At 63.3% G+C, this 23,997-nt stretch carries 24 protein-coding genes; 13 read left to right on the top strand and 11 right to left on the bottom strand.

The features are described from left to right. Positions 1-60: 60 nt before the first annotated feature. Positions 61-1,896, bottom strand: a complete 1,836-nt coding sequence (locus BLS26_RS02915; protein WP_092508276.1) for a D-alanyl-D-alanine carboxypeptidase — start codon at positions 1,894-1,896, stop codon at positions 61-63. A gap of 407 nt (positions 1,897-2,303) precedes the next feature. On the opposite strand from BLS26_RS02915, the gene BLS26_RS02910 reads away from it, so the two are divergent. After that, complete coding sequence (locus BLS26_RS02910) at positions 2,304-2,642, top strand: phasin family protein (RefSeq protein ID WP_092508274.1); 339 nt, start codon at positions 2,304-2,306, stop codon at positions 2,640-2,642. 97 nt (positions 2,643-2,739) lie between these two features. Here the strand turns inward: BLS26_RS02910 and BLS26_RS02905 are convergent, their stop codons facing one another. Further along, a complete protein-coding gene (locus BLS26_RS02905) occupies positions 2,740-4,146 on the bottom strand; it encodes a TadE/TadG family type IV pilus assembly protein (protein ID WP_092517551.1) in 1,407 nt (468 codons plus the stop codon). Positions 4,147-4,663: 517 nt separating this feature from the next. On the opposite strand from BLS26_RS02905, the gene clpS reads away from it, so the two are divergent. Both clpS and clpA read left to right on the top strand, forming a co-directional pair. After that, the gene (gene clpS, locus BLS26_RS02900; protein ID WP_172804531.1) at positions 4,664-4,996 is read left to right on the top strand and encodes an ATP-dependent Clp protease adapter ClpS; all 333 of its coding nucleotides are present in this window, start codon (positions 4,664-4,666) and stop codon (positions 4,994-4,996) included. Between the two features lie 257 nt (positions 4,997-5,253). Next, on the top strand, positions 5,254-7,674 hold the full coding sequence (clpA, locus tag BLS26_RS02895; RefSeq protein ID WP_092508270.1) for an ATP-dependent Clp protease ATP-binding subunit ClpA: 2,421 nt from the start codon (positions 5,254-5,256) through the stop codon (positions 7,672-7,674). 85 nt (positions 7,675-7,759) lie between these two features. Here clpA and BLS26_RS02890 read toward each other — a convergent pair whose 3' ends face one another. Together BLS26_RS02890 and BLS26_RS02885 are read right to left on the bottom strand one after the other, a co-directional pair. Beyond that, entirely contained in the window at positions 7,760-8,116 is a 357-nt protein-coding gene (locus tag BLS26_RS02890) for a PilZ domain-containing protein (protein WP_092508268.1), read from the bottom strand. Between the two features lie 154 nt (positions 8,117-8,270). Further along, entirely contained in the window at positions 8,271-9,170 is a 900-nt protein-coding gene (locus BLS26_RS02885; protein ID WP_092508266.1) for a dioxygenase, read from the bottom strand. Positions 9,171-9,254: 84 nt separating this feature from the next. Here BLS26_RS02885 and BLS26_RS02880 point away from each other — a divergent pair, with 84 nt between their 5' ends. From BLS26_RS02880 to tsaA, 7 genes are all read left to right on the top strand, one after another. After that, entirely contained in the window at positions 9,255-9,665 is a 411-nt protein-coding gene (locus tag BLS26_RS02880; RefSeq protein ID WP_157676265.1) for a gamma-glutamylcyclotransferase family protein, read from the top strand. A gap of 56 nt (positions 9,666-9,721) precedes the next feature. Further along, positions 9,722-10,645 carry a lytic transglycosylase domain-containing protein gene (locus tag BLS26_RS02875; RefSeq protein WP_371361059.1) on the top strand — a complete coding sequence of 308 codons (924 nt, stop codon included), beginning with the start codon at positions 9,722-9,724 and terminating at the stop codon, positions 10,643-10,645. Between the two features lie 205 nt (positions 10,646-10,850). After that, a complete protein-coding gene (locus tag BLS26_RS02870; RefSeq protein WP_092508260.1) occupies positions 10,851-11,588 on the top strand; it encodes an AzlC family ABC transporter permease in 738 nt (245 codons plus the stop codon). Further along, a complete protein-coding gene (locus BLS26_RS02865; RefSeq protein WP_092508258.1) occupies positions 11,585-11,929 on the top strand; it encodes an AzlD domain-containing protein in 345 nt (114 codons plus the stop codon). The genes BLS26_RS02870 and BLS26_RS02865 overlap by 4 nt, the downstream gene beginning before the upstream one ends. A 56-nt stretch (positions 11,930-11,985) precedes the next feature. Next, positions 11,986-12,957, top strand: coding sequence for a tripartite tricarboxylate transporter substrate binding protein (locus BLS26_RS02860; protein WP_092508256.1), 972 nt, complete (start codon positions 11,986-11,988; stop codon positions 12,955-12,957). Between the two features lie 79 nt (positions 12,958-13,036). Beyond that, on the top strand, positions 13,037-14,008 hold the full coding sequence (locus BLS26_RS02855; RefSeq protein ID WP_092508254.1) for a tripartite tricarboxylate transporter substrate binding protein: 972 nt from the start codon (positions 13,037-13,039) through the stop codon (positions 14,006-14,008). A 7-nt stretch (positions 14,009-14,015) separates the two neighbouring features. Then, complete coding sequence (gene tsaA / locus BLS26_RS02850; protein ID WP_092508252.1) at positions 14,016-14,507, top strand: tRNA (N6-threonylcarbamoyladenosine(37)-N6)-methyltransferase TrmO; 492 nt, start codon at positions 14,016-14,018, stop codon at positions 14,505-14,507. 138 nt (positions 14,508-14,645) lie between these two features. Here tsaA and BLS26_RS02845 read toward each other — a convergent pair whose 3' ends face one another. From BLS26_RS02845 to BLS26_RS02830, 4 genes are all read right to left on the bottom strand, one after another. Next, positions 14,646-15,071 carry an HIT domain-containing protein gene (locus BLS26_RS02845; RefSeq protein ID WP_092508250.1) on the bottom strand — a complete coding sequence of 142 codons (426 nt, stop codon included), beginning with the start codon at positions 15,069-15,071 and terminating at the stop codon, positions 14,646-14,648. A 66-nt stretch (positions 15,072-15,137) separates the two neighbouring features. Further along, on the bottom strand, positions 15,138-16,385 hold the full coding sequence (locus BLS26_RS02840; RefSeq protein WP_092508248.1) for a GNAT family N-acetyltransferase: 1,248 nt from the start codon (positions 16,383-16,385) through the stop codon (positions 15,138-15,140). Positions 16,386-16,492: 107 nt separating this feature from the next. Then, positions 16,493-17,245, bottom strand: a complete 753-nt coding sequence (locus BLS26_RS02835; protein WP_092508246.1) for a glycerophosphodiester phosphodiesterase — start codon at positions 17,243-17,245, stop codon at positions 16,493-16,495. Between the two features lie 14 nt (positions 17,246-17,259). Further along, positions 17,260-17,727 carry a RidA family protein gene (locus BLS26_RS02830; protein ID WP_092508244.1) on the bottom strand — a complete coding sequence of 156 codons (468 nt, stop codon included), beginning with the start codon at positions 17,725-17,727 and terminating at the stop codon, positions 17,260-17,262. A gap of 241 nt (positions 17,728-17,968) precedes the next feature. Between BLS26_RS02830 and BLS26_RS02825 the strand changes: the two genes are divergently transcribed. Beyond that, positions 17,969-18,835, top strand: a complete 867-nt coding sequence (locus BLS26_RS02825; RefSeq protein WP_092508242.1) for a cell envelope integrity EipB family protein — start codon at positions 17,969-17,971, stop codon at positions 18,833-18,835. A gap of 92 nt (positions 18,836-18,927) precedes the next feature. On the opposite strand, the gene BLS26_RS02820 is transcribed toward BLS26_RS02825, so the two are convergent. Both BLS26_RS02820 and BLS26_RS02815 read right to left on the bottom strand, forming a co-directional pair. Then, a complete protein-coding gene (locus tag BLS26_RS02820; protein WP_092508240.1) occupies positions 18,928-20,259 on the bottom strand; it encodes a DNA polymerase IV in 1,332 nt (443 codons plus the stop codon). Then, on the bottom strand, positions 20,256-20,555 hold the full coding sequence (locus BLS26_RS02815) for a DUF3572 domain-containing protein (protein WP_092508238.1): 300 nt from the start codon (positions 20,553-20,555) through the stop codon (positions 20,256-20,258). Before BLS26_RS02815 ends, BLS26_RS02820 begins: the two co-directional genes overlap by 4 nt. Positions 20,556-20,786: 231 nt before the next feature. Here BLS26_RS02815 and BLS26_RS02810 point away from each other — a divergent pair, with 231 nt between their 5' ends. Both BLS26_RS02810 and BLS26_RS02805 read left to right on the top strand, forming a co-directional pair. Beyond that, a complete protein-coding gene (locus BLS26_RS02810; RefSeq protein ID WP_027538546.1) occupies positions 20,787-21,152 on the top strand; it encodes a response regulator in 366 nt (121 codons plus the stop codon). Positions 21,153-21,164: 12 nt separating this feature from the next. Then, positions 21,165-22,538, top strand: a complete 1,374-nt coding sequence (locus BLS26_RS02805; protein WP_092508236.1) for a PleD family two-component system response regulator — start codon at positions 21,165-21,167, stop codon at positions 22,536-22,538. Between the two features lie 143 nt (positions 22,539-22,681). On the opposite strand, the gene BLS26_RS02800 is transcribed toward BLS26_RS02805, so the two are convergent. After that, positions 22,682-23,899: a serine hydrolase gene (locus tag BLS26_RS02800; RefSeq protein WP_092508234.1), complete on the bottom strand. Its 1,218-nt coding sequence runs from the start codon at positions 23,897-23,899 to the stop codon at positions 22,682-22,684. Positions 23,900-23,997: the final 98 nt, after the last annotated feature.

Genomic DNA, 23,997 nt, shown 5'->3' with positions numbered 1-23,997 from the left:
CAAAAACAACAAAGCCGGCGCTTGCGGCGCCGGCTTTGCGATTTCGAACCAAGCAACCGGTCAGTTGCGGACGGTGATGCAGGAAATGTCGGCGCGCTTCAGCGTCTTGCAGACCGCTTCGGCCTGATCGCGCTCAAGGCCGGCGAAACGGGCGCGGAACAGTTTGCGGTTGTCCTTGGCGACGACAGGCTCGGTGAAGGGATCGGCCTTGCTCAGCAGGGCCGAGGCCTTGCTGCGGGCGAGGTCGATGCGCTGCTTGGCTTCGCCTTCGCTCTCCAGCGCACCAACCTGAATGATCCAGCCGCTATGGGCTGCGGCCGGAGCGGCCGGCTTGATTGCGCCGTTCTCCTGCACCGCGCGCGGTGCCGGATCGGCATAGGCGAGAGCCTGCGACGGGTTGGCTTTCGGCGCGGAAGAGGCGACGCTGGAGGCGGGCAGGACGCCGAGGACGCCTTGGCGGGTGCCGAAATTGGCAGGCTGCGGCGGCATATCCATGCGGGCTGTTTCGGTCTTGTTGGTCTCGGAGGCCCTCGCCACCACGGCGCTGGAGGTCTCGGCGACTTCGGGGTGGGCCGGAATGGTGCTGGTGATCGGCGGCGCCGGCTGCGACGGGCCGGCGGAGGCGAGCTTCATCGGTCCTGCTTTGACCTGGACGGTCTTGACCTTGACCGGCTTCATCGGTTCGGCCGACCCGGGGATCGCTGCGATCTGCTGGGTCTGGATCACGCCGCTGGTGAACTGCGCGGGCTCGGGCTTGGCTTGCGGTTCGACCTTGGCCGGCGGCGGAGGCAGGGCTGCGGCGGCGGCCGCCATCAGCGAGGGCTTTGCAGGAGCAACCGGGCGGGTCGCGGCTTGCGCGGCCATTCCAGGCTCTGAGGCCGCGATCGCGCCATTGACCTGAACCATCTCGCTCGGCCGGGTAGCGGCTTCGGCTTCGGCCACGTCGGCATTGGCGTCGGCCGGGTTGCGCTCGGTGATCGCGGCGACGGTACGCCTGGTCGCGCCCTTTTCCAGATTCTCTGCGAGCAGGTTGCGCATGATGGCGTCGCGCGAACCGCCGCTGCGGCCGCCCAGCACCACGCCCACCAGATGGCGGTTGCCGCGGCGCATCGAGGTCACGAGGTTGAAGCCGGAGGCGCGGGTGTAACCGGTCTTGATGCCATCGACGCCTTCGACATTGCCGAGCAGGCGATTGTGGTTGCGGATGGCCTGGCCGTGATAGTTGAACACCGAGGTCGAGAAGTAACGGTAGTAGGTCGGGAAGCGATCCTGGATCGCGCGGCCGAGGGTGGCCTGGTCGCGGGCCGTCGTCACCTGTTCGTCGTTGGGAAGGCCCGAGGCGTTGCGATAGGTGGTCTTGGTCATGCCGAGTGCGCGCGCCTTGCGCGTCATCATCTTGGCGAAATCGTCTTCGTCGCCGCCGATGGCTTCGGCGATCACGACGGCGGCGTCGTTGGCCGAACGGGTGACGAGGCCCTTGATGGCGTCCTCGACCTTGACGGTCTGTCCCGGGCGCAGGCCGAGCTTGGTCGGCGCCTGTTCGGAAGCGTGTTCGGACACTTCCATTTCGGTATCGAGGTTCATTTTCTTGGCTTCGAGACGCTCGAACAGCAAATAGAGCGTCATGATCTTGGTCAGTGAAGCGGGGTGGCGGCTGCCGTCGGGATTATTCGAGCTCAGCACCGCACCGGAATTGCCGTCGACGATGATCGACGAAAATTGCGGGCTGTAGCTCTCGCCAGCGTCGTGGCTGCGGTGATGGCTGACGACATGGCGATGCCGGTAACGGCGCGCTTCGGCGCTGTCGCTGGTGATCAGGATCGCTGTCGTGAAGGTAGCCAGCCCGAGAACGCAAGCTCGCAAAGTGCGCGAGGAAGCCAAGGTTGTACGAAGCATTTACTTCCCCGTCCCAATTTCTATCTTGATCACCGGTTCGTGAGGCGAAATTGTGCCCAAAGACCCCCGGTGTTTTCCTGCTCGCTGTGCCGATCCGGACAAAACGCGAGGCCCGGTTGGCCGATCAGGTCGCTGTTCTAGCTAAGGTGCTGTTCACAAACAGCTTTCAGGCTGTCTGTCGGAAGGCGAACAAGTCCGAGAATCAGGTTAGGCGGAGCGAGTTTCCAAAACATTAACGAACCGTTGCGTAACACCCCGGGGTTCTCGGCAAATGCCGGGAATCCACGAAAGAGTTTGTGCGTCGCACAATAATCCTTGACATAATTGTGCAGTGCACTATACAGGCCATGTGTCTAGGGAGCCGGGACCTCCCGGTTGCACGTTCAATCTGGGAAAAGGATTCCATCATGGTCAAAGTTGAAGACATTCAGAGCTACAGCAAAGAGCATCTCGAGTCGGTCGCCGCTTCGGCGAGCAACCTGCAGAGCGGCGTTCAGGCGATCGCCACCGCCTATGGCGACTATGCCAAGAAGTCGTTCGAAGACACCAAGTCGTTTGTTGAAAAGCTCTCCGGCGTGAAGTCGGTGGACAAGGTGCTCGAAGTGCAGACCGAGTTCGCCCGTTCGGCCTATGAGACCTTCGTCGCCGAGTCGCAGAAGATTGCCGGCCTCTACACCGATCTCGCCAAGCAGACCTTCAAGCCCTACGAGGGCCTGGTCGCGAAGTTCGTCCCGGCTACGCACTAATCTCTGCAAGCGCTTTTCTAGCGCTCAAATCAAAAAGCCCGGCCGTAATGGCCGGGCTTTTTCTTGGTCTTTTTCTTGGGCGCTAATGTCTGCGGCGTTATTTCGCGACGCGCAGCTTGGCGAGCGACGTGCCGATCGAGTTGAACACCGACAGGGTCTGGCTCGCGTCCCTGACGAGGTAGAACTTGTCGAGGCTGCTGGCGCAATTTTGCAGAGCGGTCGAGGTCGGATCGCCGGGCGAGCCGGTGTTGAGCTGGATCGCGTAGACGACGACGCCCGAATTCTTGATGTTTGTGCACAGTGTCTGCTGAATGGCGTCGATCGCACCGCCATACTGGGTATTGCCGTTGCCGTGAGCCGGCCAGCGGTCTTCGGTATTGAGACCGTCGGACAGCACGATCAGCGCATGCTTGTAGGTATAGTTGCTGTCCTCGGCCGGCGCGCTCAGCGGCAAGGTCTGCTGCAGCGACTGCCAGGCCCAGGAGATGCCGATCGGCTGGTTGGTGCCGCCGGTCGGCTGCATCGCGTTGATGGTCGCCTTGATCGCCGTCCAGTCGTAGCTCAGCGGCATCAGCTTCTGCAACGGCGGGTTGTTGCCCGTTTTGCAGTAGTACTGGCTGTTTTCATAATATTCGTCGGCGGGGAACAGCGTCGGTACGTTGCCCGCCGTCGGCGCGGTATCCTGGCTGTTGTAAGGGGGAGTACGGTCGGTGACGCAACCGGTCCACTTGGTGCGATCTGGGGTCCATACCTTGCCGGCGCTCTGGCAGGAGCTTCTGGTCGTCTTGCTGGCCTGGCTGCACGTTCCCCAGCTATTGGTGAGGGAGTTGCTGTCCCAGAGGCTCCAGTCGATCCAGCTCTGGGTGTGGTTGCTGCTGCCGACGTTGACTTCCTTGGCGAAGGGAACCACGGAAATGTAGACGTCGCCGGGATTTCTGGCGAGCGCGCTGAGTTGGTCGACGAGGCTGGCTGCGGACGTCCGCAGCGCGGCGATCTTGCCGTCCTGAGCCATCGATCCGGTGTTGTCGAGCGCCATCGCCACGCGCATGCGCACGTTGCCCCAGGCCGCGGTCGAATTGGTGTTGAAGTTGAGGCTCGGGAAGCCCGCGACCTTCATGAAGTCCGTATTTACCATGCCGCTGCCGGCCAACAGGATCGTCGAACCGTTGCCGGCCGCGGCCGTGTAGGTTGCGGTGATCGAAACCGACTTGGCGTCGGCATTTCTGTAGAGCGCATTGAAGTAGTTCGTTGCCTGCGTGCTGATCTGCGACGTCGTGATGGTGCCGTCGGTCAGGTCCTTGCCCAGCATCAGCGCGGTGGAGTCGAGCGCTGCCTGCATCGCCGAGCGGGCGGCGTTGGCGCGGGTATAGTCGATCGCCGCTCCCACGAAGCTGATGACCGGCACCGCCGCGATCGCAAACAGCACCGCGATATTACCCTGGTTGGCACCCGCGAACCGGCGGGTGGCAGCGCGAACACGACTGAAAATGGTAGTATCGAGCATGGTTTTCACCGCAATGTGGTTTCTGCGGTCATTTCCGCCTTTGCGGCTAAACAGCTGGTAAACCGGTTCCGATAAAAGCGGGTCAAAGCCCGCGCATGGGCGAATCGGTCGCCGATAGCGCCGACTATCCTCAATGGACGCTAAACGGGCGGGGGGCTTCCTTTGTCAAACCGGACAGAAACGATTAACCTTAGAGGGATCGCCGGGCCGGGAATCAGGCCGGACGCGGGTCACGTCAGGGCCGTCTTTAGGCGCTTGCGGGGACCCGGTGCCGGACCCATATTCCAACAAGCCGATCCGCCGGCCGATCCGGTCAATGGGTCGGGCCGGGAGCGGCGATCCGGGACGCTGCCGGGTACCTTGCGATGGCCGCTTGGGCCTGTGGCGGGGTGCCGGGTTATGCCGACTGGTTTCGGACTAATTTCTCCTGGGGATTTCGAACGCCTGAGCCATGTTGCAGTTAACTTTCAAAGCCCGTTCGTCCGCGCCGGCGGTGTCAGCCGCTTTTGCTCCCCGAATGAGCAATGACGAGAACCGCAATCCCGGCGCCAATGGGCCGTCGACGTCGGTCATCACCAAGGTCAAGCCGAAGACCAAGCGGCCGAACCTGTATCGCGTGCTGATTCTGAACGACGACTACACGCCGATGGAGTTCGTGGTTCACGTGCTGGAGAAGTTCTTCCAGAAGGACGCCGAAGCGGCCACCAAGATCATGCTGCACGTCCATCACCACGGTATCGGCGAGTGCGGCGTGTTTACCTATGAGATCGCCGAGACCAAAGTCACGCAGGTGATGGATTTTGCGCGCAAGCACCAACACCCCCTGCAATGCGTGATGGAAAAGAAATAGCCGCGCATGACCGCCGACCCGGCCGAAAAAAGGAACGGGTCTTGCATCGATGTTCGCTGACGGAAGCCGAGCGTATTCCCGGTAGTTTTTCGGGGGTGGTTGCGTCCGCGTGGTGCGTGAATTTAGAGGAAAACCACGTTTGCGGAACCGGCCTTTCGCCACGAACGTATGTAACTATATGACAGGGGAAGACGAAGGTTGTTGTTGCCCAACCGGGTAATGGCGATCATGATGACTGGGGGCCATAGAGGACGCGAATGCCAACTTTTTCCCAAAGCCTTGAACAATCCCTGCATCGTGCGCTGGCGATTGCAAACGAGCGCCATCATCAATACGCGACGCTCGAACACCTTCTGCTGTCGCTGATCGATGACTCGGATGCGGCGGCGGTGATGCGTGCCTGCAGTGTCGATCTCGACAAGCTGCGCACCAGTCTCGTCAACTATCTCGAAACCGAATTCGAAAATCTGGTGACTGACGGCGCCGATGACGCCAAGCCGACTGCCGGCTTCCAGCGCGTGATCCAGCGCGCCGTGATTCACGTTCAATCTTCGGGTCGCGAAGAAGTGACCGGCGCCAACGTCCTGATCGCGATCTTCGCGGAGCGCGAAAGCCACGCCGCCTATTTCCTGCAGGAGCAGGACATGACGCGGTACGACGCGGTCAACTACATCAGCCACGGCATCGCCAAGCGGCCCGGGGTGTCCGAGGCGCGCCCGGTGCGCGGCGTCGACGAGGAGACCGAGACCAAGGGCAGCGACGACTCCAAGAAAAAGGGCGAGGCGCTCGATACCTATTGCGTCAATCTCAACAAGAAGGCGCGCGACGGAAAGATCGATCCGGTGATCGGGCGCAATGCCGAGATCAACCGCGCCATCCAGGTGCTGTGCCGCCGGCAGAAGAACAATCCGCTGTTCGTGGGCGAGGCCGGCGTCGGCAAGACCGCGATCGCGGAAGGGCTTGCCAAGCGCATCGTCGATTCCGAAGTGCCGGAAGTGCTGGCCGCGGCGACCGTGTTCTCGCTCGACATGGGCACGCTGCTCGCCGGCACGCGCTATCGCGGCGATTTCGAGGAACGGCTCAAGCAAGTTTTGAAGGAACTGGAGGCGCATCCGAACGCCATCCTGTTCATCGACGAGATCCACACCGTGATCGGCGCCGGCGCCACTTCCGGCGGCGCGATGGATGCATCCAACCTGCTCAAGCCGGCGCTGGCTTCGGGCACGATCCGCTGCATGGGTTCGACCACCTACAAGGAATACCGTCAGCACTTCGAAAAGGACCGCGCGCTGGTGCGCCGGTTCCAGAAGATCGACGTCAACGAGCCGACGGTGGAAGACGCCATTGCGATCCTCAAGGGCCTGAAACCCTATTTCGAGGATTACCACCGGCTGAAATACACCAACGAGGCGATCGAAGCCGCGGTGCAATTGTCGTCGCGCTACATCCACGACCGCAAGCTTCCCGACAAGGCGATCGACGTCATCGACGAGTCCGGTGCGGCGCAGATGCTGGTGGCCGAGAACAAGCGCAAGAAGACCATCGGCATCAAGGAAATCGAGACCACGATCGCGACCATGGCGCGGATTCCGCCCAAGAGCGTGTCGAAGGACGATGCCGAGGTGCTGAAGCATCTCGAAACCACCCTGAAGCGGGTGGTGTTCGGCCAGGACAAGGCGATCGAAGCGCTCTCGGCCTCGATCAAGCTGTCGCGGGCCGGCTTGCGCGAACCGGAAAAGCCGATCGGCTCCTATCTGTTCTCGGGTCCGACCGGTGTCGGCAAGACCGAGGTGGCAAAACAGCTCGCGGCGTCGCTCGGCGTCGAGCTGATCCGGTTCGACATGTCGGAATACATGGAGCGGCATACGGTTTCGCGCCTGATCGGCGCGCCTCCCGGCTATGTCGGCTTCGATCAGGGCGGCCTGTTGACCGACGGCGTCGACCAGCACCCGCATTGCGTGGTGCTGCTTGACGAAATCGAGAAGGCGCATCCGGATCTCTACAATGTGCTGCTGCAGATCATGGATCACGGCCGGCTCACCGACCACAACGGCAAGCAGGTCAATTTCCGCAACGTGATCCTGATCATGACCACGAACGCCGGCGCCGCCGACCTCGCGCGTCAGGCTTTCGGCTTCACGCGCAGCAAGCGGGAAGGCGACGACCACGAAGCGATCAACCGGCAGTTCGCGCCGGAGTTCCGCAACCGTCTGGATGCGATCGTGTCGTTCGCCCATCTCAATGTCGATGTCATCGGCATGGTGGTCGAGAAGTTCGTGCTCCAGCTCGAGGCGCAACTGGCCGACCGCGACGTCACCATCGAACTGTCGGAGCCCGCCAAGGCCTGGCTGATCGAGCGCGGCTACGACGAGCAGATGGGCGCACGGCCGATGGCCCGTGTGATCCAGGAGCACATCAAGAAGCCGCTGGCGGATGAAGTGCTGTTCGGTCATCTCAAGGGCGGCGGCCATGTCCGGGTCGTGCTGGTCAAGGACGAGGCGAGTGCCGAGGCCAAGGACGAGGCAAAGGACAAGATCGGCTTCGAGTTTGTCGAGGGACCGGTGACGCCGAAGCCGGAAAAGCTGCCCGGCGCGCGCAAGCGCAAGCCGAAGCCGGGCGGACCGAACGGCGGCGGCTCCAAGGGCCCGGCCTCCCGAGGCCCGCTGGTCAAGGTCTGAGAAGGTTCAAGTCTGATGCGAAAGGCCGGCTCATGAGCCGGCCTTTTTGTTTGGTCATCACGCGCTTGGAAGGCATCCCGTCGTTCTACCGATCGCCCAGCAGTTCCTGGATGCGGCGCTGCAACTGGCGCTTCTTGATTTCGCTCTTGCGCAGCCGTTCCTCGAGATCGGAGACGGGCTCGGCAGGGCTTTCCGCCCGGAAGGCCACGCCGACAAAATTGTCTCGCCACCAGATCACTTTGGCCAGGAACGAGCGGCCCTTGCGCGCGATGCGCAGCGAGATCTGCTCTTTCGGCAGCGTGACGACATTGCTGAATTCAATGGTCGCGCCGCGGTCCGAGATGTTGCGGACGATGCAGTCGCGCGTTGCGCCGCGCTCGCCGATCTCGGCGACGCCGCCATACATTACTTTGTCACGCACGCTCTGGCGTCGGTCCAGCATTGATCCATCTCCCAGCAATGAGGGAGACTTTTACGCGGCTTTGTTCCCCGCGTAAGGCTACCCTGAGCAAAATGCGCCGTTAACGTAAATTAACGGCAGACGCGATCGGGTGGATTTCGAACTGTCGGGACGCTTGCGTCGCGGCGAATCCAGCTCACACCGCCGCCTTGGCGCGGATCGGCGCCACGGGCCGCCGCGCCTCGCCGGCTTCCAGGACGAAACGCTGGTCGAGCGAATACCAGGGGGCCGCGAAGCCCGTCGAAGGCTCGTCGTGACGCCGATAGTCGCCAATCAGCGCGCGGGTGACGCCAAACTGCACGTCGGAATCCAGATGCTCGTCGTCAGGCGAGTAGATTTGCGAAATCATGGTCTTGAAGCCGGGCTTGTAGATCATGAAGTGCAGATGGGCCGGCCGGTAATGATGGCGGCGGGTGGCCCGGACCAGATCGCCGACCGGCCCGTCGATCGGGATCGGGTATCCGGCCGGCTTCACGCTGCGGAAATGAAACCGGCCGGCCGCATCGGTCAGGAACCGTCCGCGCAGGTTCATTTCGGCCTGCGCCGGGTCCTGGTTCTCGTACAGCCCTTCCGGGGAGGAATGCCAGACATCGACCTCGGCGCCCGCCACCGGACGGCCGTCCCGGTCAGTGACGGAGACATTGACGGCAAGCCCGGCTCCCGGCGTGGCTGAACGCACCAGCGTATCGCCGCTGGCGCAGATCGGCTGGTCGTCGCGCCAGAACGGTCCCAGCAGGTTCGCCTGGGTTTCGGTCTGGCCGTGATCGCCGTTGTTGAGCAGGCAAACCAGCGCGGATACGCCGAGCGAGCCCGCCATCAAGACCACCTCGTTGTGTGAAGGGGTCGTCTTCTGGCCTAACGCTGCGATGATCCGCGCAGCGTCCTGAAATTCGCGTTCACTGAGGCGGACCTCGCGCACGAAGCCGTGCAGATGCCGCACCAGCGCCAGCAGAATCTCACGCAGGCGTGGATCCTCGGTGTGGCCAAACGCTTCGATGACGGCGTCGGTAACGTTGGCCTGATTTTCGATGATCATGGTTCAATCCGGGTTTGAAGCTCCGGTATAATGGCCAAATGCGCGGCAGGGTCCAGCGCTGCGGCGGCCGCAGAAGGAGCGTTCATGGAACGGTCAGTCGACGTGTTCTTCTATGGCCTGTTCATGGACGAGGGGGCATTGCGTGAAAAAGGCGTCCTGCCTGCCCATGCGAGGCGAGCCAGTGTCGACGGATTTTCGCTGCGGCTCGGCGCGCGGGCCACCTTGATCCCGGATGCAACCAAGTGCGTTCACGGCATGCTGATGAGCCTGACGCATCGCGAGCTGGACCAGCTTTACGCCGAGCCGAGTGTGGCCGCGTACCGCCCGGAAGCTGTCATCGCCCGGCTCGCGGAAGGTGGCAGCATCGCCGCACTGTGCTTCAATCTGCCGACGGTTCCAGCCGGAATTCAGTCCAATTCCGATTATGCGGCCAGGCTGCGGGCCGTTGCACGGAAACTCGGGCTGCCCGAGAGTTATATTGACACCATCGCGTGAAATAAGCGGACATGCGGACCCGTCTTCGTATCCACTTCCTGTTGGGCCTCGTCGCGATGGCATTGTCGCTGTCGCCGGCGGCCGCCGACGATCCGTCTCCGGCGATCGGCGGCTTCGCTCGGCCGAGCGTCGAGGAACTGGCGATCCCCCTGCAAAAGCCGACCGAGGCGGCGCGCGAAAGCGATGCCCGCGAGGCGATGTGCCTGATGATCGAATCGGCGGCACGGGCGGCCAACCTGCCGCTGGAATTTTTCGCCCGGGTGATCTGGCAGGAAAGCCGCTTTCAGCCCGATGCGGTGGGCCCGGTGACGCGGAGCGGCGAGCGTGCCCAGGGCATCGCGCAGTTCATGCCGGGAACCGCCAGCGAGCGGCGGCTGCTCGATCCCTTCGATCCCGTACAGGCGCTGCCGAAGTCCGCCGAGTTTCTCGGCGAGTTGCGCGAACAGTTCGGCAATCTCGGTTTGGCGGCGGCGGCCTACAATGCAGGACCCCGGCGGGTGCAGGAATGGCTCGCAGGCTCTGGCCCGATGCCGCTGGAAACCCGCAACTATGTTTCCGCCATTACCGGTTCCACGGTCGAGGACTGGAAGGAGGCGGGGCGCAACGGCAAGATGCCCGCGCGTGCGGCGACATCGAGCTGCCGCGAATTGATGGCGTTGCTCCGGCGTGCGCCCAATCCGTTCGTGGCCGGCCTCGAACAGCATATCGCGCTTGCCGCCGCCAAACTGTGGGGCGTGCAACTGGCCGCCGGCTTCAGCCGCGACAAGGCACTGGCGATGTATGCGCGCGCCATGAAACGGCTCAGCGCCGTCATCGGCGATCAGGATCCGAGCCTCCTGAGCTCCGTGATGCGCAACCGCGGCACGCGGCTGTTCTATCAGGTGCGGATCGGCGCCGACACGCGGCCGGCGGCGGATGATCTGTGCAACCGCATCCGCCGCGCGGGCGGGGCGTGCTTTGTGCTGAGAAACAGGGCGTGAGGGAGGTCGTCATTCCGGGGCGCGAAGCGAACCCGGAATCTCGAGATTCCCCGGGGTGCAATTGCACCCCTGAGGTTCGATGCTTCGCATCGCCCTGGAAATGACGTTGTGATGCACTGCATAACTGCCCTGATCCCCCCTTGCTTGACGCCACCCGCATTCCTCAGCCCTATGCCACCGACGATTCACACTTCATTCGGTCCCCGTGGCACTACCTCCGCTCGACTCCCAGAGATGGCAAAGCTCGCTTCGCGCGTTCGGCTGGGGCTTTCGCTGCACCGGCTCGACGGTGCTCGCGCTGGTGCTGTTCGTCACCTATATCGGCATCGGCGCGCTGTCCCACGATACGCATTTCAGTCTGGCCTGGGCGCTGACCGCCACGCTTCTGGTATGGGCAGGGCCCGCGCAGATCATTCTGATCTCGACGCTCGGATCGGGTGCCACCATCGTGCAGGCCGCGATCGCGGTGACCGTCACCGCGATCCGGCTGTTTCCGATGGTGGTGTCGGTGCTGCCGATGACGCGGACGCCGACCACCAAGCGGCGCCACCTCGTTCTGGTCGCGCATTTCATCGCGGTCACGATGTGGGTGGAATGCTATCGGTTCCTGCCGCAGGTGCCGCGCGAACGGCGCATCGCCTTCGTGCACGGGCTCGGCACCGGTCTGGTGTGCATCGGCCTGACGGCGACGACGGTCGGCTACCTCCTGGCCGCCAACCTGTCGCAACTGTTTGCCGCCGCGATCCTGTTGCTGACGCCGCTGGCGTTCCTGTTTTCCACTGCGCGCAACTCCCGGGAACTGGCCGACGTCGTCGCATTGGTGCTCGGACTGCTGTTGTATCCGGTGGCGTCGATGATGCACAGCGGCGTCGACATCCTCGTCAGCGGCGTGGTCGCGGGCACCATCGCCTATGGCGTTCACCGCTGGAAGGCGCACGCATGAGCGACTTCATCGGCGATTGGCACGCGCTGTTGGTCCTGCTGGTTGCGGGCGTCCTTCCCAACCAGATCTGGCGGATGCTCGGGCTCTGGTTCGGTGGCGGACTCGACGAAGGCTCGGAGCTGCTGGTGTGGGTGAGGGCGGTGGCGACTGCCGTGCTGGCCGGTGTCATCGCGCAGATCGTGGTCCAGCCGCCCGGCGCGCTGGCGAGCGTCCCCGACTGGCTGCGCTATGGCGCCGTTGTGGCTGGCTTTGCGGGGTTCATGCTGTCGCGACAATCGATCTTTGCTGGCGTAGTTGCCGGCGAGATCGTCATGCTGGCCGGCAAATGGTGGCTCGGTTGATTGCAGCGACGACATAATGCGGTACTCTCGGACATAAGAAAATTCGGAGGAACGGCATGAAGTGGCGCGCAGTTTCGGCCGTGGTCTGCGGCCTCGTCTTCGCCGCGCCGCAGGGCTGGGCGGCCGATTACCCGAGCCGTCCGATCAAGCTAATCGTCCCCTACGCCGCGGGCGGCCCGTCCGACGTTCAGGCGCGTATGGTTGGTGACTATCTCGGCCGCGATTTGAAGCAGACCATTGTGATCGAGAACAGGGCCGGTGCGCAGGGCGCCATTGGCGCCGAAATGGCGGCGCGATCCGAGCCTGACGGCTATACGCTGTTATACTCGGCGGCGTCGGTCTTCGTGCTCAACCCGCTGCTTTACAAAAAATTGTCTTACGATCCCGCGAAGGATTTTCGCATGCTGGCAGTGGTCACGGACCAGCCGGCGATCCTCGAGATCACCCCGTCGGTGCCGGCCCGGACAGTGGCGGAGTTGGTCACCTACGCCAAACAGAACCCCGGCAAATTGAATTTCGGATCGGCCGGCACTGGCGGCAGCGCGCATCTCGCCGGTGAAATGTTCAGGCAGATGGCCGGCATCGATATGGTGCATATTCCCTATAAGGGTATGGGCCCGGCGCTGCAGGATCTGCTCTCCGGTCATATCCAGGTGCTGTTCGATTCGCTCGGTACAGCGTTGCCGCCGATCAATGCCGGATTGTTGCGGCCGCTCGCGGTCGGTTCGGCGAAGCGCGTTGACCAACTGCCTGACTTGCCCACCATCGCCGAGAGCGGCTATCCCGATTACGTGACGAGTACCTGGTACGGCATTGCCGCGCCGTCGAACGTGCCGGACGATATCCTGCAAAAACTAAAGGCCAGCCTCGACCGCGCCTTGAGCGATGACGTGTTTCGCGCCTCGCTCGACAAGATCGGGTTCACGTCGCTGGGTCCGAAGAGCCAGCCTGAGATCGACAAATTCATAGCTGCCGACAGCGCCCGTTGGGCGCGTGTGATCAAGACGCTCAACATCTCACTGGACTAGAATCTGGAGCCCCGTGCTGATTCCATCGGAACGGAAAAAGCTCTAGTGTCCGGCGCATAAGAGAATTTTGGGGAAACGCATGAAGTGGCGCATTTTTTCGGCTCTGGTCTGCGGTCTCGTTCTGGCCGCGCCGCACGGCCAGGCGGCGGAATATCCGAGCCGCCCGATCAAGCTGATCGTGCCCTATGCCGCGGGTGGACCGACCGACGTGCTCGGCCGCATGATCGGCGACTATCTCGGCCGCGACCTCAAGCAGACCGTGGTGGTCGAGAACAAGGCCGGCGCGCAGGGGGCGATCGGCGCCGAAGCCGCGGCGCGCTCCGAACCCGATGGCTACACGCTGTTCTTCACGGCGGCCTCGCTGTTCGTGCTCAATCCGCAGCTCTACAAGAAGCTGCCCTATGATCCCGACAGGGATTTCCGGATGCTGGCCGTCATCACCGATCTGCCGGTTCTGATGGAGGTTCATCCCTCGGTGCCGGCCAAGACGGTTGCGGAATTCGTGGCCTACGCCAGGCAAAATCCCGGCAAACTCAATTTCGGATCGGCCGGCACCGGCGGCACTACCCATCTCGCCGGCGAGATGTTCAAGCAGATGGCCGGCGTCGACATGGTTCATGTCGCCTACAAGGGCGCAGGTCCGGCGCTGCAAGATCTGCTTTCCGGCAACATCCAGTTGATGTTCGACACGCTCGGCACCGCGCTCCCGCCGGTCAAGGGTGGATTGCTGCGGCCGCTTGCGGTCAGTTCGGCACAGCGTATCGCTGAATTACCCGACGTGCCGACCATGGCCGAGAGCGGCTATCCCGATTATGCCGTCAGCGTCTGGTACGGCGTTGCCGCGCCGTCCAAAGTGCCTGACGATGTCGTCCAAAAATTGAAAGCCAGCCTCGACCGCGCTTTGAGCGATGACACGTTCCGCGCTTCGCTGGACAAGGTCGGGTTCACGCCGCTGCGCCCGAAGAGCCAGGCCGAGATCGACAAATTCGTCACAACCGATCGCGCGCGGTGGGCCGCCGTGATAAAGGCCCTCAACATCTCACTGGATTAAGAACGAAATGGTACGGGAAAGTGAAATCCGCGACGGCGAACTCACCGTCGATATGCCGCCGGCCCGCGATGCCGGCCTCGTCTTCATCGGCCGCATCCGCACGCCGTGGACCTCGCGCCTGGAGACGCCGCGGCAGGGCCGCCACGATGGCCCGGTCTGCCGGCTCGAGATTTTCGAGCCCTGGGTGCCGGCGATCAAGGGCGTCGATTTCTATTCGAATCTCGAAGTGATCTACTGGTTGCATCTGTCGCGACGCGACCTGGTGCTGCAGAGCCCGAAGAACAACCAGAAAACCCGCGGCACGTTCTCGCTGCGCTCGCCGGTGCGGCCCAATCCGATCGCGACCTCGATCGTCAAGCTGGTCGGGATCGAAGGCAATGTGATCCTGGTGCGCGGCCTCGATTGCCTCGACGAGACGCCGCTGTTGGATCTGAAGCCCGACCGCTGCGAATTCACGCCGCTGGCGCCGCCGCAGGCGGGGGATTTCGAGACGGAGTGACTTGGCCTTTTCTCGTCTCGCGAGGACGTCCGTCATCCTGAGGTGCGAGCCTCTTCGGCGAGCCTCGAAGGATGTGCCACGCCGTCGCCCTTCGAGGCGCGCAAAGGCGCGCACCTCAGGGTGACGGCTGAGCTAGATTTACCCACCCAGCGCCGCGATCAGCTTGGTCGCGTTGTCTTCCAGCACCTTGACATCTTCCTTGCGGCTGGCCGGCGGCAACAGCGCGACGCCGTCATGGCGCGGCATCACGTGCATGTGCAGGTGGAACACGACCTGTCCGCCGGCGACTTCGTTGAACTGCTGTACGGTGATGCCGTCAGCCTTGAAGGCCTTCATCGCGGCGGCAGCGATCTTGTGGGCGCCGCGCGCGACGTGGGCATAGTCGTCCGGCTTGATGTCGAGGATGTTGCGGGCGGGGGCTTTTGGGATCACCAGCGTGTGGCCGGGCGCGCGCGGCATGATGTCGAGGAAGGCCAGCACGTGCTCGTCTTCATAGACCTTTTGGCAAGGAAACTCGCCGCGCAGGATTTTTGCGAAGATGTTGTTGGTGTCATAGGCGGTCATGGCGTCTTCCCTTCACGTTTCGTCTCAGCACGCTTCGTCTCGGTGTCGTTTCGGTAGCAGAGCAGGTCAGGCCTCGTCGACCGCCTTGCGGAACGGCCCGGCCTCGGTCAGCTCGCGTCCGACCTCGGCCACATAGGCGCGTTCGCGCTTGAGGTAATCCGCGATCGCCCGCCGCAGGTCGGGGTCGGCGATGTAATGCGCGGAGTAGGTGGTTTGCGGCAGGTAGCCGCGCGCCAGCTTGTGCTCGCCTTGCGCGCCGGCTTCCACCGTTTTCAGGCCGCGTTCGATCGCAAACTCGATGGCCTGATAATAGCAGACTTCGAAATGCAGGAACGGGTGGTGCTCGACCGCGCCCCAGTTGCGGCCGAACAGCGTATCGGAGCCGATGAAATTGATGGCGCCGGCAATCCAGCGGCCGTTGCGTTTGGCCATCACCAGCAGCACGTCCCGGCTCATGCTCTCGCCGATCAGCGAGAAGAAGCTGCGGGTGAGATACGGCCGGCCCCATTTGCGCGAACCGGTCTCCATGTAGAATGCGAAGAACGCGTCCCACGCATCCTCGGTGATATCGGCTCCGGTCAGCCGGTGGATGGTGATGTCGGAGGCCAGCGCCTCGCGTCGTTCGCGCTTGATCGCCTTGCGGTGGCGCGAATTGAGTGTGGCGAGGAAATCGTCAAACGTCTTGTAGCCCTCGTTGTGCCAGTGGAACTGCTGGTCGTTCCTTTGCAGGAAACCGTGCTCGCCGAGAAACTTCGCTTCGGTTTCGGGCGCAAAGGTGACGTGGACGGAGGAAGCGTTGGTGGCGTTGCAGAGCGCCATCAGTCCGCTCGCCAGCGCCGAGCCGATCTGCTCGCGGTCGACGCCGCTGCGGATCAGGAGCCGTGGCCCGGTGGCCGGTGTGAACGGCACGGACGCCTGCAGTTTCGGATAATAGCGGCCGCCGGCGCGCTCATAGGCATCGGCCCAGCCGCGGTCGAAGACATATTCTCCTTGCGAGTGCGATTTCAGATAGCAGGGCACGACGCCGACGATGGCGCCGTCGAGCCGGGCCAAGAGATGTCGCGGACCCCAGCCGGTGCGCGCGCAGGCCGAGCCGGAGGCTTCGGTGGCCGCGAAAAAGGCGTGGGAAACGAAGGGGTTATAGCCGGACCTTGAGCCGGCGGTCGAGCAGCCTGGTGCGCCGGGTGAGGCGAGCGTGTCGAGATTTTCGATGGCGTTGGGGTCAGGCCGCGGGTTGGCGCAGGCGTCCCACTCCTCAGCCTTGATGTTGCTGGCGGCGGGGACGGCTTCGAGGGTGATTTCAGATGACGCCATCGAGAATTCGCAACCGGTCCCATCGTGCAATCAGCCGGCGCGTATGGCGACCAACCCTCTGAAAGATCGTGCATTGCAGCGACGACTTCAAGCCCGCGGCGAGCGGATCAGGTTCCCGGCAGAAAGCCTTCAAAGATCATCTGGTCGGCATAGCGCGCGGCGCGGTCGCGCTGTTCCGGCGTGCGCACGGTCCAGGTCAACAGCGGCAGGCCGAAGATGTTGCGGGCGATCCAGGGGGCCACGGCGGGCAGGTCGTTGACCCAGTAGGCGACGAAATGCGGACGGGTGCGCAACGCATGGCGCAGATGCGTCATGCCCCGGCGCTGTTCGGCGGACGCTTCCGGCCAGTCGGCCTCGGTATAGTCGTGCTCGGCGATGATGCCGCGCGGTAGCTGGGGCATCAGCTCACGGAGCGCCAGCACCTGGTCGGGATCAAAGGACATGCCGACCGCAGGTCCGGAATAGCCGGCGAGCACCTCGGCCATCCGCTTCACCAGTTGGCGGTCGCCGTTAAAATGACTTTTCACCTCGATCACCAGCGGCACGCGGCCGGCAACCAGCGCGCAGAGATCGCCGAGCGTCATCATCCGCTCGTCGGTATTCTTGAATTTGACGGCCTTGAGTTCGGCCGCGGTCTTGCCGAGCAGCGCGCCGGAACCTTCGGTGAGGCGGCCGAGTGCGTCGTCGTGATGCACCATCGCTTCGCCGTCGGCGGTGAGCTGGATGTCGCATTCGATCGCGAAATTCGCTTGCGCCGCTGCCTCGGCCGCCGCCGGCATGTTCTCGATGATGCCGCGTGCGACATCATGCAGGCCGCGGTGAGCGACCGGCCGCGCCGTCAGCCAGTCCGGGGCGCGCACGTCGGCGGCCCCGCTCAGGATACCTCGAAGATGCCGTCGACTTCGACGGCGGCGTCGGAGGGCAGGGAGGCGACGCCGACGGTGGTGCGGGCATGGCGGCCCTTGTCGCCGAAGGCCTCAACCATTAGGTCGGAAGCGCCGTTCAGCACCTTGGGACCGTCGAGGAAATCCGGCGCGGAGTTGATGAAGCCGCCGAGCCGCACCACGCGCACCACCTTGTCGAGATCCCCCAGTGCCGCCTTGACCTGCGCCAGCAGGTTGACGCCGCAACCCTTTGCCGCGTGATAGCCTTGTTCGATCGTGACGCCGGCCCCTAACTTGCCCTTGGCGATCAGCTTGCCTTCACCGTCAGCGCAAACCTGGCCCGAAACGAACAGCAGATTGCCGGTGCGGACGAAGCCGACGTAGTTGGCCATGGCGGCGCGGGGTTCCGGCAGAGTGATGCCTTGTGCCGCCAGCTTTTGTTCGACCGTACCCGCCATGTTTCCGTCCCCGCTTGATTTGCCTGTTTCTGAACTCAGATCAGGCGCATTGTTTCGCGCATCGCGGCATCCGTTGCAAGCGAGGGCGAACGGGCGCCCGTGTGCCGAAAATCGCGCCGAAATCGCTGAAAAACGTGGCAGGGCGGCGTCAAAATACAACGTTTTCGTGAAGCCGCCCTAGTTGCGACGCAATACAGCCGTCACTAATGTGACGAATCTCCCATCGAGGAAAAAACAGAACATGGCCAGCTCGCTCCCGATTCCGGTCCGCGCTTTGGTGTTCTCCGTTGCTGCGGTCTTCGGATCCGGAATGGCGCACGTGCCCGCGGTGGCCGCCGCCGGCGGGCCATTTCTCTCGCATCAGGCGCTGTACGAATTGAGCCTCGTCAAGTCGCGCGGCTCCAATGCCATCAGCAACGCGCGCGGGCGGATCCTCTACAATTTCTCCGGCAGTTCCTGTGAGGGATACACCTCGGAATTCCGCCAGGTGTCGGAACTCGACAGCGGCGAGGGCAAGCTGACCCTGAGCGATTTGCGGTCGTCCTCGTGGGAGGACGCGGCCGGCAAGAGCTACCGCTTCAAGATCGATACCAGGATGAACGATACCGACTCGGCGCCGGTCGACGGCGTGGCCGAGCGGGTCGGCGATCACATCACCGTCAAGCTGAAGCAGCCGGCGGCGAAGACGTTCGACCTCGACGGCAATGTCGTGTTCCCGACCGAGCAGATCCAGCACATCATCGCCGCGGCCCGCGCCGGCAAGTCGGTGCTGGAGCTGACGGTCTATGACGGCTCCGACAACGGCGAGAAGGTCTACAACACGCTGTCCGTGATCGGGCAGCCGATCCCGGGCACCCGCGACATCGCGTCGCCCGATCCGTCCACCGCCAACGACCAGATGAAAACGCTGACGCGCTGGCCGGTCACCGTCAGCTATTACGACCGCGACGCCAAGTCCAAGGACGGCGAGCAGACGCCGGTGTACGCGATGTCGTTCGAGCTGTTCGAGAACGGCGTCTCCCGCGCGCTGGTGCTCGACTACAACGATTTTGTCATCTCGGGCGCCATGGGCAAATTCGACGTCAAGGATTCCAAGCCCTGTAAATAACGTCATTCCGGGGCGATGCGCAGCATCGAACCCGGAAGTTCGAGATTCCGGGTTCGCGCTGACGCGCGCCCCGGAATGACCAAAGAGGAGGATCACTCCTCCTCCTCCTCCTCCTCCTCATCCTCCTCCGCCTCGATTTCCTTCTCCGGCCCCTCATACGCAATGCCCCGGATCACGGCGGCATTGCCGAATTTCTTGCGCAGATTATCCATCGCGCGTTCGGCATGGGCCGAGCGGCGGTCGAGCATGTCTGAATCTTCGGCCTGGTCGCCCGGGCGCAACGCGCTGACGCCGGTGCCGATCAGGCGAAACGCGGTGCCGTCGATTTCCCTGGCCAGCAACTCGCGCGACACCGCAAATATCCGTGCCGCAAGCTGTGTCGGCGTCTGGATCGATTGTGAACGGGTGCGCTGACGGAAGTCGGCGGTCTTCAATTTCAGCGTAACGGTAAGGCCCGAAAGTTCGCTGCTTTTGAGCCGCGAGGATACTTTCTCCGACAGCCGCCACAGCACTTTTTCCAGCGTGGCAAAGTCTTTGATGTCCTTTTCGAAGGTGGTCTCATTCGAAATCGTCTTGGCGCCGCGATCGGCCACCACCAGGCGGTCGTCGATGCCGCGCGCCAGCCGCCACAGCCTGCGGCCTTCGGTCCCGAACTGCTTCATCAGGTCGACCTCGTCGGCGCGCTGCAGGTCGGCGATGGTGCGAAAACCCCGTTGCAGCAGTTTTTCCTGCGTGGCGGGTCCGACGCCGTAGATGAAGCCGACCGGCCGGTCGGCCAGCATCTCGCGCGCCTCGTCCTGGTCGAGCGCCGCAAAGCCCCTGGGCTTGTCGAGGTCGGAGGCGATCTTGGCCAGAAACTTGTTGCAGGACAGGCCGACCGAAACGGTGATGCCGATGTCGCGTTCGACGTCGCGGGCAAAGCGCGCCAGCACCTTGGCCGGAATCATGCCGTGGACGCGCTGGGTCCCGGAAAGGTCGAGAAACGCCTCGTCGATCGACAACGGCTCGACCAGCGGCGTCAGCGTCTGCATGGCGTGGCGCACTTCGCGGCCGACGCGGACGTATTTGGCCATGTCGGGCCGGATCACCACCGCCTGGGGGCAGAGGTCCAGCGCCTTGAACATCGGCATCGCCGAGCGCACGCCAAAGGTCCGCGAGATGTAGCAGGCCGCCGACACCACGCCGCGCTTGCCGCCGCCGATGATGACGGGCTTGTCGGCGATCTCGGGGTTGTCGCGCTTTTCGACGGTGGCGTAGAACGCGTCGCAGTCGATATGGGCGAGCGTCAGCGAGGGCAGGGCCCGGTGGCGGACCAGCCGCGGCGAGCCGCATTTGCCGCATCTCATGGCCTTGATGTCGAGGTCGCCGAAGCAATCCCGGCAAAAGCAGCGCGGACCGTCAAGCGCCGGCGCTGACGCGCTCACGGCACGTCGCGCTCCCAGTCCGGGTCACCAAGCACCTGGCGGGCGGCGGCGACGTTGGTGGGATCGAGTTGCGAGGCGTCGGCAAACGCCTTTACGGTTGCGTCATCGCGCATGACGAAATCGAGCACCGAAGCCAGAAATTGCGGATTGGCGGCAGCCGTCCGCAGTGTCTCCGGGCCCAAACCGCTTTCGGCCAGAAATAGCCCTAATCGCTCGGGATCGCCGGCGACGAAGGTCAGCGCCTGAATCGCAACGATTTCAGCTACTTCGCGGGGGTTGTGAACAGGCTTTTTCAACAGGCGGTTTGCCTTTCCGTTAACTTATGGGCTCTACTTTGAAACCATCATGCCCGAGTCTGCGGAACGTGTTCAAGCAAGTGGAAACCGCTTCGCGCAAAGTTGGCACATGGATTTAACGGCTTAGAGCGAATCTGTCGCTAGTTTGATTTCACTTTTCGACAAGGGGACGGCGGCGGTGCAGGACACACCGAAAGGCCGGATGGGTTTCTGGGACAAGGGAGGGACGGGATGGCCAAAACCGTCCTGATCGTCGAAGACAACGAGCTCAACATGAAGCTCTTTCGCGATCTGTTGGAAGCGCACGGCTATCAAACCTCGGGCACCAGCAACGGGTTCGAGGCGCTCGATCTCGTGCGCAAGCTTCGCCCCGATCTGATCCTGATGGATATCCAGCTTCCGCAGGTATCGGGCCTCGAAGTGACGCGCTGGATCAAGGACGATCCGGAACTGCGCGCCATTCCGGTGGTCGCGGTGACTGCGTTTGCGATGAAGGGCGACGAAGAACGCATCCGCGAGGGCGGTTGCGAGGCGTATTTGTCCAAACCAATTTCGGTCGGCAAGTTTATTGAAACGGTACGGCGTTTTATCGGGTAGGAGTGAGTTTCGATGTCTGCGCGTATTCTGGTCGTCGATGATGTTCCCGCCAACGTCAAACTCTTGGAAGCCCGTCTTTCGGCCGAATATTTCGACGTGTTGACCGCTTCCAACGGCGCGCAAGCGCTGGATATCTGTTCGCGCGCCGAATGCGACATCATCCTGCTCGACGTCATGATGCCCGACATGGACGGTTTCGAGGTCTGCCGCCGGCTGAAGTCCAACCCGGCCACGCATTACATTCCGGTGGTGATCATCACGGCGCTGGACAGCGCGGCCGATCGCGTCCGCGGGCTCGAGGCCGGGGCCGACGATTTCCTGACCAAGCCGGTGTCGGACGTCGTGCTGATCGCGCGCGTCCGTTCCTTGACGCGGCTGAAGATGATGACCGACGAGCTGCGGATGCGCGCCATCACCTCGCTGGAAATCGGCATGGAGGCGCCCGAGCGCAGCGCCGTCGCCGACAGGGGCGTCGGCGGCCGCATTCTGCTGGTCGACGACCGGCCGTCGTCCTACGAGCGGCTGGCGCCGCTCCTTGCCGCCGAGCATACCGTCGATGTCGAGACCAATCCGGCGGAAGCGCTGTTTCACGCCGCCGACGGCAACTACGACCTGCTGATCGTTTCGCTCAGCCTGGAGAACTATGACGGCCTGCGGCTGTGCAGCCAGGCGCGCTCGCTGGAGCGCACCCGCCAGATGCCAATTCTGGCGATCTCCGACGCCGACAACAATGCGCGGCTGCTGCGCGGGCTCGAAATCGGCGTCAACGATTACCTGCTGCGTCCGGTGGACAAGAACGAACTGCTGGCGCGGGCGCGCACCCAGATCCGCAAGCGGCGCTATACGGATCATCTGCGCGACAATGTGCAGAACTCGATCGAAATGGCGATCACCGACGCGCTGACCGGCCTGCATAACCGCCGCTACATGGAAAGCCATCTGGCGACGCTGGCCGAGCAGGCCTCGAGCCGCGGCAAGCCGCTGGCGCTGATGATCCTCGACATCGATTTCTTCAAGGCCATCAACGACAATTACGGCCACGACGCCGGCGACGACGTGCTGCGCGAATTCGCGGTGCGGATTCGCAAGTCGATCCGCGGCATCGACCTCGCCTGCCGCTACGGCGGCGAGGAATTCGTCATCGTGATGCCGGAAACCGACCTTCACGTCGCCGGCATGGTGGCGGAACGGCTGCGCCGCTCGATCGCCGGCGAAACCTTCGCCGTCAACAAGGGGGCGAAGCGCATCGAAGTCACGATCTCGATCGGCCTGACGACGCTGGAGCGCAAGGGCGAGCCGGTCGCCGACGTGCTGAAGCGCGCCGACACCGCGCTGTACCGCGCCAAGCATGACGGGCGGAATAGGGTGGTTTCGGCTGCGGCGTAGCCGCAACACCATCGGATGTCATCCCCGCGAAGGCGGGGATCCAGTACGCCGCGGCGTCTCAGTTTAGTAACAACCGTCTCTGGAATACTGGATCACCCGCCTTCGCGGGGATGACAGTCGTTATGGATGTGACAGTCGTGACGTCAGGCCACAGCCCGGGCGCCTTCCTTGACCGCATCATACGCCAGCCGCTTGAACTCGAACGAGAACGGATGGACGAACGCCATCTGGCGCTGCGCCATCATCACGCCGGCCATGTTGCGCTTCGGCGAGATCCACCATTGCGTACCGGCGACGCCGCCCCAGTAGAACTCCCCGGTCGCATCGGGATGCAGAAGCGGCGAAGGCTGCAGGATCAGTCCGCCCGCCAGACCGTGTGCCTGGCCAGGCATTTCTCCCAGCATGGCAAAGCGTATCCACTGACCATCCGGCAACTGGTTGGTCATCATCTGCGCGATCGTCTCGGGCTTGAGCAGGGTCTTGCCGCCGGGCAGCAGGCTGCGGATCAGCGCCACCATGTCGGGCATGGTCGAGACCAGGCCGCCACCGCCATTGAGCCGCGCGACAGGATGCAGATAGGCGCCGGGGAAGGGCGCGTTGTCGGTCCGCGTCAGGCCCGGCTCCATCGGCTTCATCAGGTCGGCGCCGGCGTAGTAGGCCACCAGCCGTCCCTGATCCTTTACCGGCACGACGAAGCCGGTATCGACCATGCCGAGCGGATCGAGAATCCGCGCCTTGATGAACGCATCGAAGCTCTGGCCGCTGATGACTTCGACCAGCCGAGCCACCACGTCGATCGCCAGCGAGTATTCCCAGGACGTCCCCGGCTGATAGATCAGCGGCAGGTCGGCCAGCACGTCGACCATCTGCGCCAGCGTGGTCATGGGATTGTGGACGCCGCGATCGTTGAGCGCCTTGAAGATGACGGTGCCGGGATCGAAAAAGCCGTAGCTCAGGCCGGAGCTGTGGCTCAGGAGCTGACGGATGGTGATCGAGCTCTTCGCCGGCTCGGTATCGTCAAGCGAGGTCGCGCCTGGTCGTAACACCTTTCGATTTCCGAGCTGCGGAATAAACTTCTCGATCGGATCGTCGAGCGCAAATTTGCCTTCTTCCATCAGCAGCAGCGCCGCGCAGGAGGTGATCAGCTTGGTGTTGGAGAAAACCCGGAAAATGTGATCGGTGCGGAGCGGCGTCTGCGCTTCCTTGTCGGCCCAGCCGACGCAGTTCACGTCGACCAGGTCCCGGCCGACCATGACCGCCCAGGAAATGCCTGACAGCAGGTTGTTGTCGACATAGCGCTGCATGGCCGCGCGGGCCGGCTTGAAGTCGTAACCGCCTGCGGTCACTTTAAGGTCTTCCATTGTCACTCCCTTTGCCGCCGATTCTGGCGTCGTCTCTGCGCACGCAGGGTCCCATAACCACCGGCGCTGATTTTTGCAGAAGGTAACTACCACATCGC

The organism is Afipia sp. GAS231, from assembly GCF_900103365.1.
Lineage (GTDB): Bacteria > Pseudomonadota > Alphaproteobacteria > Rhizobiales > Xanthobacteraceae > Bradyrhizobium.
The sequence above is the reverse complement of the archived record's forward strand: the minus strand, read 5'-3'. Positions and strand labels throughout refer to the sequence as shown.

Excerpts from the sequence above, each read along its gene's own strand:
- BLS26_RS02915 (WP_092508276.1), bottom strand. The coding sequence starts at position 1,896 with ATGCTTCGTACAACCTTGGCTTCCTCGCGCACTTTGCGAGCTTGCGTT.
- BLS26_RS02910 (WP_092508274.1), top strand. The coding sequence starts at position 2,304 with ATGGTCAAAGTTGAAGACATTCAGAGCTACAGCAAAGAGCATCTCGAG.
- BLS26_RS02905 (WP_092517551.1), bottom strand. The coding sequence starts at position 4,146 with ATGCTCGATACTACCATTTTCAGTCGTGTTCGCGCTGCCACCCGCCGG.
- clpS (WP_172804531.1), top strand. The coding sequence starts at position 4,664 with ATGAGCAATGACGAGAACCGCAATCCCGGCGCCAATGGGCCGTCGACG.
- clpA (WP_092508270.1), top strand. The coding sequence starts at position 5,254 with ATGCCAACTTTTTCCCAAAGCCTTGAACAATCCCTGCATCGTGCGCTG.
- BLS26_RS02890 (WP_092508268.1), bottom strand. The coding sequence starts at position 8,116 with ATGCTGGACCGACGCCAGAGCGTGCGTGACAAAGTAATGTATGGCGGC.
- BLS26_RS02885 (WP_092508266.1), bottom strand. The coding sequence starts at position 9,170 with ATGATCATCGAAAATCAGGCCAACGTTACCGACGCCGTCATCGAAGCG.
- BLS26_RS02880 (WP_157676265.1), top strand. The coding sequence starts at position 9,255 with ATGGAACGGTCAGTCGACGTGTTCTTCTATGGCCTGTTCATGGACGAG.
- BLS26_RS02875 (WP_371361059.1), top strand. The coding sequence starts at position 9,722 with ATGGCATTGTCGCTGTCGCCGGCGGCCGCCGACGATCCGTCTCCGGCG.
- BLS26_RS02865 (WP_092508258.1), top strand. The coding sequence starts at position 11,585 with ATGAGCGACTTCATCGGCGATTGGCACGCGCTGTTGGTCCTGCTGGTT.
- BLS26_RS02860 (WP_092508256.1), top strand. The coding sequence starts at position 11,986 with ATGAAGTGGCGCGCAGTTTCGGCCGTGGTCTGCGGCCTCGTCTTCGCC.
- BLS26_RS02855 (WP_092508254.1), top strand. The coding sequence starts at position 13,037 with ATGAAGTGGCGCATTTTTTCGGCTCTGGTCTGCGGTCTCGTTCTGGCC.
- tsaA (WP_092508252.1), top strand. The coding sequence starts at position 14,016 with ATGGTACGGGAAAGTGAAATCCGCGACGGCGAACTCACCGTCGATATG.
- BLS26_RS02845 (WP_092508250.1), bottom strand. The coding sequence starts at position 15,071 with ATGACCGCCTATGACACCAACAACATCTTCGCAAAAATCCTGCGCGGC.
- BLS26_RS02840 (WP_092508248.1), bottom strand. The coding sequence starts at position 16,385 with ATGGCGTCATCTGAAATCACCCTCGAAGCCGTCCCCGCCGCCAGCAAC.
- BLS26_RS02830 (WP_092508244.1), bottom strand. The coding sequence starts at position 17,727 with ATGGCGGGTACGGTCGAACAAAAGCTGGCGGCACAAGGCATCACTCTG.
- BLS26_RS02825 (WP_092508242.1), top strand. The coding sequence starts at position 17,969 with ATGGCCAGCTCGCTCCCGATTCCGGTCCGCGCTTTGGTGTTCTCCGTT.
- BLS26_RS02810 (WP_027538546.1), top strand. The coding sequence starts at position 20,787 with ATGGCCAAAACCGTCCTGATCGTCGAAGACAACGAGCTCAACATGAAG.
- BLS26_RS02805 (WP_092508236.1), top strand. The coding sequence starts at position 21,165 with ATGTCTGCGCGTATTCTGGTCGTCGATGATGTTCCCGCCAACGTCAAA.
- BLS26_RS02800 (WP_092508234.1), bottom strand. The coding sequence starts at position 23,899 with ATGGAAGACCTTAAAGTGACCGCAGGCGGTTACGACTTCAAGCCGGCC.